Genomic DNA, 9,606 nt, shown 5'->3' with positions numbered 1-9,606 from the left:
GAGCTAAACTCTGACTTGCTAAATAATTTAGCTAGAGGCTAAACTCTGTGCGAGACAAACGGAGAATACCCATGACCACCCAAATGCAAGAGTGGCTCAAGAAGGCGACCGCACCTGAGCGCGATCGAGTTGCGGCAGCGGCAGGCACCAGCGTCGGCTACCTCTACCAAATTGCCGGCGGTCATCGGAAGCCTTCTTTGGAGCTTTCGAAAAAGCTTCAAGCCGCAACCGGTGGAGATCTGACCATGTCTGGCCTGCGGCCTGATCTGTACGAGCTTCTCACCGAATCAAAACCCCAAGTAGCAGCCTGACAGCCAGCATCGTCGCTGACCCGTTGAAGCCAGATTAAAAGAGAGCAGTCCCCATGCAAACGTCCAGTTCCAGACACACCGTACAAACCCGTGATCAGGTGCTGGTCGCCCATGCTGCAAACCAGATCGCACGCACGAGCCTGAGCCAAGACGATTTCGCCCAGGCGCTGAGCCGCGAGCTGCACCTGTCGTGCCCGGAAAAGGCCGCCGCCAAAGAGGTCCCGGACTTCGCGGCACTGACTACACAGAACGACGTGGCCGCGTTCGTCAGGGCAACCGGCCGCTGGCTCAAGCGTGTTCAGCGCTGGCTTTGTGGTGATCAGGAAATGCCGTCATGGCTGGAAGAGTCTTGGGTGAATGCTCTGGAGCCTGAGTTCCGCGACAAATGCATCAACGAATTGGCCGGCCGTCATGGCTTGACCGGTGCCCGCCAAATGCAGAGCGACCAATGCGCCAATAAAAGCTTCGGCGCACTGATCCGCGCGCTGGGCGACGTGATTGATACCGGCAGCGAAGTCTTTGACGACCAAGTGATGTGCGAAGAGGACCTGCCGCATCTTCCAGCGTTCGCCGAGCAATGCCGTCAGGTGGAAGCGCGGGCAGGGGAGCTGGGCCGGAAGGCGGAAGCACTGCTCGCGAAACACCGACCGAATTTGAAGATCGCCTGAATCGCAGGCACAAAAAAGCCGGGATTGCGCCCCGGCTAATTCATTAACACTTGATGAGGCCGATTATGCATAGCCAACCTACTTCAAGCAATACCCCCAACAGTGTCGCGACACGTTTTTCGAACTCTGAAAACGTGTCGCGTACCGTTATGTCCTCTCGCGAAATCGCTAACGTCACCGGTAAGCGTCACAACAACGTGAAGCGGGACATTGCTGCGATGCTAAAAGAACTGAAATTAGATGTGCTCAGTTTTGAGCACATCTATCTGGACGGTCAAAACCGGGAGCAGATCGAATACATGCTCGACCGCGAACACACCGACTGCCTGCTCACCGGCTACAGCGCCCCGATGCGTATGAAGGTGATTCGCCGTTGGCGGGAGCTGGAGCAGCAGCAGAGCGCCCGCGAGCAGGTGCTGCTCAATGGCACCAAGGTCGTTGGCGAGATCGCCATCATGGAGTGCTTCACGCGCCTGCTGAAGCCGGCTCCATCTTGCCAGATGGCGATGCTCACGAAGATCGCCAAGAACAACGGCCTTGACCCGAAGTTTCTCCCTGGCTACGCCGTCGACGCCGCGGCAGATGCTACCGGCGGATCCTCGATGCCCACCAAGTCAGCCACGGCCTTGCTCAAAGACAACGGCATTCGCGTGTCACCCGCTGCGTTCAACCGCGCACTGGAAACCAAGGGCTTTCTGAAGCAGCTCCAGCGCAAGAACTCCAAACAGGAAATGGTTCCGTTCTGGTCGGTGACCGAGAAGGGCATGACCTACGGCAAGAACCTGACCAGCCCCCAATCCCCACGCGAGACGCAGCCTCACTGGTACGTCGATCGCTTCCTCGAACTGGCCAAACTGGTCGGGAAGGCCTGATATGCAATTCACCGTCACGATCAATCAGGTGAAGGCGTTGGAGTGGGGGCTGAATTCTCAGCAGGCCCTGCTGTTCGCCTTCGTCTACGGCTGCCCGAGCTGGACCAAGCCAATCAAGACTGACGACGGGATCTTCTTCGCGCTAAGCAAGGCCAAGATCATTGAGGAGCTGCCGCTGCTTACGGACAAGCCAGACACTGCTTATCGCATGCTGAAGGCCCTGGAAGAGGCGGGTCTGATTGAGCTTTCCAGCACTTCGAATATCACGTTGTTCCGCCTCACCGAGAAGGCGATTGAGTGGAACCAGAAACTGGATGGGTCGGAAAAATATCCGACCCCACCGAAGAACAAGGGTCGGAAAAAAATCCGATCTACCTCGGAAAAAAATCCGATCAAGGTCGGAGAAAAATCCGATCTAGGGTCGGAAAAATCTCCGACAAATCAGGATACCAATCATCAGGATACCAATCATCAGGGTACCAATCAGGATACCAGTCAGGACTTGCAAGGCAGCCCGGACAAGCCGGCCCGCAACCTGGTGCTGGTGATTGATCGCACCGATACGCCACGGGTTGAGATTCCCGCCGACATGCCGGGCCCCAAAGACCAGTCCTGCAAAACCTTCAAGGTCTGGGCGAACTACGCCATGGCCTACCGCAAGCGCTACAGCACCTGGCCGGTTTGGAACGCCAAGGTCGGCGGGCAGCTCGGCCAACTGGTCGACCGCCTTGGCGCCGATGTCGCCCACCACGTCGCGGCTCACTTCCTGAAAACCAGCGATGCCGCGGTGCTGCGTAAGTGCCACAGCCTCAACGAACTGCTGGCCAACGCCGAGAGTTATCACACCCAGTGGGTAACGGGTCAGCGCATCAACGGGACGACCGCACGCCAAATGGAGCGGACCGAAGCGAACGTCTCCGCCGCCGAGCAGGCCGCGCAAATGGTCTTGGCCAAGCGCCAAGCAGGAGAGCGCAATGAATACATTTGAAATGAACGATCACCAGGTTGCCAGCCTCGCTGCTGCGATCTGCGCCACCTCCGAAGCCATGGGGCAGGAAATGAACCCAGGCACTGCAGCGATGATGGCCGAAGACCTCTGTGCTTACTCGGTGACTGCCGTGAAAGCTGCACTGAAGGCCTGCCGCTTCGAAGTGAAGGGCAAGCTGGCCATGGCCGACATTCTCCAGCGAGTGCAGGCCGCCGATGGACGCCCGGGCAAGGACGAAGCATGGGCGATTGCCATGACCACCAACGACGAATTCGAAACCGTGGTGCTGACCGACGAAATCCAGCTTGCGCTGGCCGCTGCAAAGCCTGTTCTCGATGCCGGCGACAAGGTGGGAGCTCGCATGGCGTTCAACAGCGCTTACGAGCGTCTGGTGGGACAGGCTCGGGAGGACAACAAGCAGGTGAACTGGCATGTGTCCGTCGGCTTCGACGCCAACCGCCGCACGCAGGCAATCACCAAGGCAGTGCAGATGCAGCGCATCCCGCAGGAGCGCGGGCAGTTGTACTTGGCCGACCTGAGCGTTGCGCCGGTTACCGAAGACGGCCGGGCAGTGGTAGCGCTGCTCTCCGGTGAAGTTACACGGCCTTCGCCAAAGCTGCGCCAGAAGCTGGCCGCAGTGAAGGAATCGATGCTCGCCATGCGGAAAGCATCAGCCGAGGAACAAACAGAAATACGAATTCAGTCGGCCAATGACTTGGCTGATCGCCGGGCGCTGCTCATTCAGCAGGCTGAACAATTACAAGCAAGGAGCGCGGCTCAATGACCATCGACAAACAAAAACTCCAGAGTCTGTTATGGAGTGAAGTCGCCTCCTGGAAGGCTGACTGCGGGGAGTGGAAGCAGAACGCTGAGGCACTCGGTGAATTCCTCGGTGAGAAGACCGTGGAGGAGGTGGCGCTGGAGCTGCTGGCCGAGAACGAGCGTTTACAGTCTGCTGCGAGAACGCTGGGCCACCTCCGCTACACGAACAATGGTGCAGAGCTCTGGAAACCACCGCTTGGCGAGAAGCCCGACTTCAGTTTGATCGACCAGCTCAGCGCAGAAGTTGATTCGCTTACCCGAGAAGCCGATAGGCAATCCACGATCATTGAAGCGTATCGCAAGGATGCCGAGCGCTACCGGTGGCTTCGGCACGGGCACAGCGGCTACATCGAAGTCGTCGAATGGATCGGCCCGCATGCAACCGGGATGATCGGTGAAGAGCTTGATGCGCTTGTCGATACGGCCATGGCCAAGGCGGTGCAGCCATGAACCCCGAATACACGATCCGCGACCAGCGAGACGTCAACCGGCTGGCTGGAGTTCTCCACGCCATCGACCTGAGCAAGCCGAAGGTGGTGGTGATCCGCGACGAGAAACGCCCGGACATCTGCAACCGCAAGATGTGGGCAATGCTCAAGGACGTTTCCGAGCAAGTTATCTGGCACGGCAAGAAGCTGACCAGCGAAGACTGGAAGTGCCTTTTCAGTGCCTCGCTGGAGAAGCAGCGAGCCGAGCCAGGTCTCGACGGTGGCTTCGTGGTGATGGCCGTATCGACTCGCAAGCAGTCGCAGAAGTGGTTCAGCGATTTGTTCGAGCTGATGCATGCCTTTGGCGCCGAGCATGACGTGAAGTGGAGCGCTACTGATCACTGGGACGGCCGCTATGACCAATAACTTCAAGCCGGGCGATCTGGCGCTGGTGATATCTGGCGGTTACATGGGCGAAACAGCGGAGCTGATGCACTTCGTCATGCCAAACGAGGTTGTGGTTTCTCCTACGTCGGGGAAGAAATATCAGTTCAGGCCTTCGGCGGGTATCGGTGGTTGGATGTGCCGCTTCCGCGATGAGTGGGCAATCAAGCACGAAAAGAATTTGATGCCACTGCGCGGCGACTCCGCCCCCGAGCAGCAGAAAGCCAAGGAGGCCGAGCCATGCGCGTAGCCCTCAAGGAGAGGAAGACCCCGAAAGCGAAGAAGTGCAAGAACCCAGCGTGCGGCATCAGCTTCCCGCCGCAACGCTTGGGGCAGGCGGTGTGCAGCCCGAAGTGCGCGCTCGCCATGGCTCCGGCCAACAGCGAGAAAGCCCGCATAGCCATCGACCAGCGCGACCGCCGCGAAATCAAAGTCCGCAAGGAGAAGCTGAAAACCCGGGCGGATCACCTGCGCGAAGCTCAAGCGGCGGTAAACGAGTACGTCCGCCTCCGTGATGCGCATCTGCCGTGCATCAGCTGCGACTCGATGCCGAACGATAACGATCTGATGACTGGCAGTCGCTGGGACGCTGGGCACTACCGATCCGTAGGCGCCTGTCCGGAGCTGCGTTTCGAGCCGCTGAACATTCACCGCCAGTGCGTGAAGTGCAACCGAAACCTGTCCGGCAACGCTGTGGAGTACCGCATCCGGTTGGTGCAGCGCATCGGCGTGGACATGGTCGCATTTCTGGAGGGGCCTCATCCGGCCCGCAAGTACACCGTCGAAGAAATCAAAACCATCAAGGCCGAATACCGGGCCAAGACCCGAGAACTGAGAAAGGGGCAGGCAGCATGAAATTAATCAACGCACGTCAAGCGTGGACAGATGCACAGCATGAGTCGAACGCCTCAATCAGTGCGGCAGCGGCTGACCGGGCAAAATCCGCGACTGTCGTCCGGAAGGAAAAGGCTGCACTTCGAGAGGTCATCTTTGCCGCCCAGGGCGAGGACAAGGAAGAACGCATCATGGCTGTGCGCCAGAAGATCCACATCGCCGAGACGCGCCGCACGCCTATTGGCCGTTCGACACATCGAGCCGCTCACCTCGTGACTATGGGGAAAGTGCAGAAGGCAATCGAGTCGCTGCCGTTCCAGGTGCAGCAGTTGGGGCACTACCTCTATCACCCGAGCATGACCGTGGTGCACATGCTCAACGCCGAGAAGCTAATCTGGTCGGACACTGACTTCAGTGCGCTCACTGATGCCAAGGCGGCAAAGGTGCACTGCCTGATCACCTGCGCCCTGCAGTCCTACAAGGCCGAGGCGAACGGCGGTGACGCGTGGGGCCCGGCTCGAGTGTCTGACGCCATGATGAAACTGTACGGGATTGCTATCCAGCCCAAGCACTGGGATCGCGATTGGCTCGAGATCTGGAATTTCCTGCGAAATGCTATTGAGAAAGTGGATATTCAGGCTCAACAGCCGGTGTGGCAGGTTATTCACGCAGAAAATTCAGAGGAGGCGGCATAAAAGTGTTGCTATGGTGGGGTTTTTGAGGTAATTTTCCCATAGTGCACAAGTAACGCGAAACGCACACGGATCTCTGAACCCGGCCAAGCGCCGGGTTTTTTATAGCTAAAAATCGCGAAGATTGTGCTTCAGGTTGAACCAGTATGGGCTTACCTCGAACCTCTCGAGGGCTTCGTTGATTGAAGCGTACTTCGATAGAGGATCTACTTTGCCTTTTGGCCAGTCTGCGAAAGAATGGACTATGACAGCGGAAACAGATTGGATTGTTTCTGATGGGGATCCAGATAAAAAGTAGTCAGGATGCTGGGTCGCAAGTGGTACCAGAAGGAGGTAGATCTGATGGCGCCAATGCTCCTCATGACTCTCGCACTCTCGATATAGTTGTAGATCTCCAATCTCGCTTTTCGTTAACCGGTATTCCTCAATAAGCCGAGCCGCCGTCAACCAGTTCAAACGACTCTGCGGTGGGATGAGCACCTGCGGGGAAGGGCCTCGCAGTGCAAGGTAGGCTCGCTCCATCGTCGTCACAGCATGCTTTAAAAGTCTTTCGTTCTCTCTTCTTGTATTGGCTATGTGCTCTTCTCGAGCTCTGGCCTTCTCTGTGTTGGCTAGAGCTATAGCGTGATTTTTGTCGTTTCTTTTAATCGCGCGGAACGCGGCCAATGCCGACATCAGGCCCGCAATAGCTGATATAGCACTTGCGCTAGCAGCTATCGTGTTTACTTCTGAGTGAGTGGTAATCCACGTCCAGGTGTCTGTAAGCCACATTTGCAACGTTCTCTGAAATGGTTGGGGCAACAGTGCCTTTAATCCTAATGATGACGCTCGCACGCAAAATTTTGAATCGCCATTTCAACCAACATGCCTATTTTGGAGTCGAGCGCATGGAGTTATTGCAGCGCCTGCTCGACAAGATCGACAGGTTTGAATTGCTGATCGCAGGACTGGTCGGCGCTGTCGTCGCAAGCTGGTGGCACAAAGACGATCTGGCCGACTGGCGTGCTTGGATGATCTTCCTGGTCACCGGCATTGCCTGCTCTCTGTACCTGACGAGCATGGTCAGCACCTATCTGGGTGTGACCGAGCCGAAGATCGTCGCGGGCATTGGTTTTCTGCTGGGCACCTTCGGCGGATCGCTGCTCGCGGCCATCAACCGAGCCATCAAAGCCGCTGACCTCTGGGCGCTCATTCGCCAGCGGTTCGGGGGAGGCAATCCACCATGAATCTTGAACTGATCAATTCCATCGCCTGCGGCTTGATTGCCTTGTGGGCGACCTGGTGTGTTCTGAGCGGTCGAGTTCGGGACGGCGTCATCGGCAAGCTGATCTATTCGGCGATCGCCATCAGCGGTTTCGTCGTGATGAGCCGCAACCAGAACATTTTCATCATGGGCCCGACCACTGCTGGTATCACGTTGCACGTCTCGCTGGCACTGGCCGGCATGCGGCACATCTTCATGGTCACCTGGTGGCAGCGGGTGAAGGCCTGGCTCTGCCGGACGATGAACTGTGAGCACTGCATGCGGTGTGACAAGGCGCCGGACGGAATCGAGCGCCGAACCAAGTAAGTCGCGACACTTTTCGCGAATCAACAAATTGTGTCGCGACACCAAAAGGAGCAAGCCATGAAATTCCGCAAAAAGCCTGTAGTGATCGACGCCATCCAGTACGACGGCACCCAAGACAGTAACCGCGAGATCATCGAGTGGACCAACGGCAGCTCAACGCCAGCCCTGATGGATACCGTAGTGGGCAGTTGCTCGCCTCGGCATCCAGAAGGGTTTGATTATCCGGCGCTGAAGATCAACACCCTTGAAGGCTTGATGGTCGTGAACTCTGGCGATTGGGTCATTCGTGGCGTTGCGGGTGAGTTCTACCCCTGCAAGCCAGACATCTTCGAAGCGACTTACGAGGCTGTTTGATGAGCAACGTCACCCGCCTGCGCCACGCGCTTCCGATGAGCCAGGACATCAACAAGGCTCTGACCGATCTTGATAACGCGATCGTCAAGGCCATCGACGCTGCCAAGGCTGCTGGACTGCCGCAAGGCCTGATCGTCGCCGAGCTGCACGGGCACGCCCAAGTGCAGACCAACATCATGGTGAGTTGAAGCGGGAAGCAGCAGTAGGGTGATGAGGGTGATTGTCCGAATGTAGTTGCGCATAGGTATTGCCTGAAAAGTGGGTACCTATTCAGCATCGGGTATCGGCCTTTTCAATTCATCTCAACCCTGTGCAAGTTCCTCTCACCCCTCCGACTTCGTGGAGTTTCACCGCATGACGACCATTGCCTACAAAGACGGCGTGATCGCCTATGACTCGCGCGTGACTCGCGGCTCACTCATCGACCACGATGATTACGAGAAGCTCATCCATAGGAATGGGCATCAATTCCTGTTTACGGGTTGTGGTGCGGACTTTGCCTCCCTGATGGATGAGTTTTTCGGGGTGAAGGTCAGCGATAAGCCGCTCGATGCAAATGGGCTGGTCGTCACCAATGGCAGGCTTTGCCAGATTGGTCGCGACGCCGAGAGCGGTTTCTGGATGGACGAGGTGTGGATGGAGCGTGCGTTTGCCATCGGCAGCGGACGCGACTTCGCACTCGCTGCGATGGATATGGGGGCAACTGCTAAGGAAGCTGTCGAGGCAGCGGCCAAGCGTGATGTCTACACCGGCGGCACGATCCGCATACTGATCATTGATCCGGGTAAGCCTGGGTAGGTGTGCCGCAGGTGAGTGCGGCACGATTGATCATCTATCGACCGTTACGACGATCGCATTCTTCCTGAGCCTCGGAACGGGACATATAGCAGTCCGGGTGTCGCTTGTTCTCGATGGTGTCGTAGATTTGAAAGCCTCTTGGCGCAACGCTCGAATTAACGACGCCATTTCGAACTGACCCGGTTTCCGTGTGTATTGCTGACTTGACGGTGTAGCGTTCGTCCATGGGATTCTCCTGTAGCTCGAATTGATCCTCACAAATACCGTCAGCGCGCCACTATTTCAAGCATTAGAGAATTTCACATGACAACCAAGCAACCCGACTGGGAGGCGATCGAACGAGCCTACCGGGCTGGTCTGCTTTCCCTGCGCGCAATTGCCGCTGAACACGGCGTAGCGCACAACACGATCATGAAGCGCGCCGAGAAGGAAGGCTGGCAGCGAGACCTGACCAGCAAGGTCAGATCCGCCGTAAAGGACAAGGTGACCAGAGCGGTGACCACGGATGGTGACCAGAAGAAACTGGTCACTGACGCTGAGATCATCGAGGAAGCTTCCGATCAAGCTGCGGCTGTAGTTCTTGCCCACCGATCCGGTTTGGCCCAGTGGCGCGGCATTGCGAACAAGCTCAGCACCTTTCTCTCTGGAGTCGCCGTCACCGAAGATAACCACGGCGACTTCGCTCGCTCTCTCAACGCAGGCGTCGACGCTCAACTCAAGGTCATCAAGGGCGAGCGCCAAGCATTCAACCTAGACACGGAAGAGGGCGACAAGACAGTCGACGCCCTGGCCGCGATGATGGACGAACTATCGAAGGACGCCTGA

Annotated in this window: 16 protein-coding genes; all 16 read left to right on the top strand. The window is 57.4% G+C overall.

Translation table 11 applies throughout. The annotated features are described in order from the left end of the window. Positions 1-71: 71 nt before the first annotated feature. Entirely contained in the window at positions 72-311 is a 240-nt protein-coding gene (locus ACIOZM_RS08350; protein ID WP_346628569.1) for a hypothetical protein, read from the top strand. A 53-nt stretch (positions 312-364) separates the two neighbouring features. Next, positions 365-979, top strand: coding sequence for a hypothetical protein (locus tag ACIOZM_RS08345; RefSeq protein WP_401211822.1), 615 nt, complete (start codon positions 365-367; stop codon positions 977-979). A 149-nt stretch (positions 980-1,128) separates the two neighbouring features. Further along, a complete protein-coding gene (locus tag ACIOZM_RS08340) occupies positions 1,129-1,851 on the top strand; it encodes a Rha family transcriptional regulator (protein ID WP_401211820.1) in 723 nt (240 codons plus the stop codon). Position 1,852: 1 nt separating this feature from the next. Further along, entirely contained in the window at positions 1,853-2,839 is a 987-nt protein-coding gene (locus ACIOZM_RS08335; RefSeq protein ID WP_401211818.1) for a phage replication protein, read from the top strand. Then, positions 2,826-3,623: a hypothetical protein gene (locus ACIOZM_RS08330; protein ID WP_401211815.1), complete on the top strand. Its 798-nt coding sequence runs from the start codon at positions 2,826-2,828 to the stop codon at positions 3,621-3,623. The genes ACIOZM_RS08335 and ACIOZM_RS08330 overlap by 14 nt, the downstream gene beginning before the upstream one ends. After that, complete coding sequence (locus ACIOZM_RS08325; protein WP_401211813.1) at positions 3,620-4,111, top strand: hypothetical protein; 492 nt, start codon at positions 3,620-3,622, stop codon at positions 4,109-4,111. The genes ACIOZM_RS08330 and ACIOZM_RS08325 overlap by 4 nt, the downstream gene beginning before the upstream one ends. Continuing rightward, positions 4,108-4,515 carry a recombination protein NinB gene (locus ACIOZM_RS08320; RefSeq protein ID WP_401211811.1) on the top strand — a complete coding sequence of 136 codons (408 nt, stop codon included), beginning with the start codon at positions 4,108-4,110 and terminating at the stop codon, positions 4,513-4,515. The genes ACIOZM_RS08325 and ACIOZM_RS08320 overlap by 4 nt, the downstream gene beginning before the upstream one ends. Further along, positions 4,505-4,783 (top strand): hypothetical protein, encoded by a 279-nt coding sequence (locus ACIOZM_RS08315; protein WP_401211809.1) that lies wholly within the window; start codon positions 4,505-4,507, stop codon positions 4,781-4,783. Before ACIOZM_RS08320 ends, ACIOZM_RS08315 begins: the two co-directional genes overlap by 11 nt. Continuing rightward, the gene (locus ACIOZM_RS08310; RefSeq protein ID WP_401211806.1) at positions 4,774-5,388 is read left to right on the top strand and encodes a recombination protein NinG; all 615 of its coding nucleotides are present in this window, start codon (positions 4,774-4,776) and stop codon (positions 5,386-5,388) included. Before ACIOZM_RS08315 ends, ACIOZM_RS08310 begins: the two co-directional genes overlap by 10 nt. Beyond that, on the top strand, positions 5,385-6,062 hold the full coding sequence (locus ACIOZM_RS08305; RefSeq protein WP_401211804.1) for a hypothetical protein: 678 nt from the start codon (positions 5,385-5,387) through the stop codon (positions 6,060-6,062). The genes ACIOZM_RS08310 and ACIOZM_RS08305 overlap by 4 nt, the downstream gene beginning before the upstream one ends. A gap of 884 nt (positions 6,063-6,946) precedes the next feature. Then, complete coding sequence (locus ACIOZM_RS08300; RefSeq protein ID WP_097090027.1) at positions 6,947-7,285, top strand: MFS transporter; 339 nt, start codon at positions 6,947-6,949, stop codon at positions 7,283-7,285. Continuing rightward, positions 7,282-7,629 carry a hypothetical protein gene (locus ACIOZM_RS08295; protein WP_401211801.1) on the top strand — a complete coding sequence of 116 codons (348 nt, stop codon included), beginning with the start codon at positions 7,282-7,284 and terminating at the stop codon, positions 7,627-7,629. Before ACIOZM_RS08300 ends, ACIOZM_RS08295 begins: the two co-directional genes overlap by 4 nt. Before the next feature lie 57 nt (positions 7,630-7,686). Next, positions 7,687-7,983: a hypothetical protein gene (locus ACIOZM_RS08290; RefSeq protein ID WP_401211799.1), complete on the top strand. Its 297-nt coding sequence runs from the start codon at positions 7,687-7,689 to the stop codon at positions 7,981-7,983. Further along, positions 7,983-8,171, top strand: a complete 189-nt coding sequence (locus ACIOZM_RS08285; protein WP_401211796.1) for a hypothetical protein — start codon at positions 7,983-7,985, stop codon at positions 8,169-8,171. The genes ACIOZM_RS08290 and ACIOZM_RS08285 overlap by 1 nt, the downstream gene beginning before the upstream one ends. 166 nt (positions 8,172-8,337) lie before the next feature. After that, positions 8,338-8,781 (top strand): proteasome subunit beta, encoded by a 444-nt coding sequence (locus ACIOZM_RS08280; protein WP_401211794.1) that lies wholly within the window; start codon positions 8,338-8,340, stop codon positions 8,779-8,781. 303 nt (positions 8,782-9,084) lie between these two features. Beyond that, the gene (locus tag ACIOZM_RS08275) at positions 9,085-9,606 is read left to right on the top strand and encodes a hypothetical protein (RefSeq protein WP_401211791.1); all 522 of its coding nucleotides are present in this window, start codon (positions 9,085-9,087) and stop codon (positions 9,604-9,606) included.

The organism is Pseudomonas sp. NPDC087346 (assembly GCF_044744235.1).
In the GTDB taxonomy this organism is placed as follows: Bacteria; Pseudomonadota; Gammaproteobacteria; order Pseudomonadales; family Pseudomonadaceae; genus Aquipseudomonas.
This window is presented reverse-complemented; position numbering and strand designations above follow the sequence as displayed.

What these genes read in the sequence shown, in the direction of transcription:
- ACIOZM_RS08350 (WP_346628569.1), top strand. Translation starts at nt 72, where the DNA reads ATGACCACCCAAATGCAAGAGTGGCTCAAGAAGGCGACCGCACCTGAG.
- ACIOZM_RS08345 (WP_401211822.1), top strand. Translation starts at nt 365, where the DNA reads ATGCAAACGTCCAGTTCCAGACACACCGTACAAACCCGTGATCAGGTG.
- ACIOZM_RS08340 (WP_401211820.1), top strand. Translation starts at nt 1,129, where the DNA reads ATGTCCTCTCGCGAAATCGCTAACGTCACCGGTAAGCGTCACAACAAC.
- ACIOZM_RS08335 (WP_401211818.1), top strand. Translation starts at nt 1,853, where the DNA reads ATGCAATTCACCGTCACGATCAATCAGGTGAAGGCGTTGGAGTGGGGG.
- ACIOZM_RS08330 (WP_401211815.1), top strand. Translation starts at nt 2,826, where the DNA reads ATGAATACATTTGAAATGAACGATCACCAGGTTGCCAGCCTCGCTGCT.
- ACIOZM_RS08325 (WP_401211813.1), top strand. Translation starts at nt 3,620, where the DNA reads ATGACCATCGACAAACAAAAACTCCAGAGTCTGTTATGGAGTGAAGTC.
- ACIOZM_RS08320 (WP_401211811.1), top strand. Translation starts at nt 4,108, where the DNA reads ATGAACCCCGAATACACGATCCGCGACCAGCGAGACGTCAACCGGCTG.
- ACIOZM_RS08315 (WP_401211809.1), top strand. Translation starts at nt 4,505, where the DNA reads ATGACCAATAACTTCAAGCCGGGCGATCTGGCGCTGGTGATATCTGGC.
- ACIOZM_RS08310 (WP_401211806.1), top strand. Translation starts at nt 4,774, where the DNA reads ATGCGCGTAGCCCTCAAGGAGAGGAAGACCCCGAAAGCGAAGAAGTGC.
- ACIOZM_RS08305 (WP_401211804.1), top strand. Translation starts at nt 5,385, where the DNA reads ATGAAATTAATCAACGCACGTCAAGCGTGGACAGATGCACAGCATGAG.
- ACIOZM_RS08300 (WP_097090027.1), top strand. Translation starts at nt 6,947, where the DNA reads ATGGAGTTATTGCAGCGCCTGCTCGACAAGATCGACAGGTTTGAATTG.
- ACIOZM_RS08295 (WP_401211801.1), top strand. Translation starts at nt 7,282, where the DNA reads ATGAATCTTGAACTGATCAATTCCATCGCCTGCGGCTTGATTGCCTTG.
- ACIOZM_RS08290 (WP_401211799.1), top strand. Translation starts at nt 7,687, where the DNA reads ATGAAATTCCGCAAAAAGCCTGTAGTGATCGACGCCATCCAGTACGAC.
- ACIOZM_RS08285 (WP_401211796.1), top strand. Translation starts at nt 7,983, where the DNA reads ATGAGCAACGTCACCCGCCTGCGCCACGCGCTTCCGATGAGCCAGGAC.
- ACIOZM_RS08280 (WP_401211794.1), top strand. Translation starts at nt 8,338, where the DNA reads ATGACGACCATTGCCTACAAAGACGGCGTGATCGCCTATGACTCGCGC.
- ACIOZM_RS08275 (WP_401211791.1), top strand. Translation starts at nt 9,085, where the DNA reads ATGACAACCAAGCAACCCGACTGGGAGGCGATCGAACGAGCCTACCGG.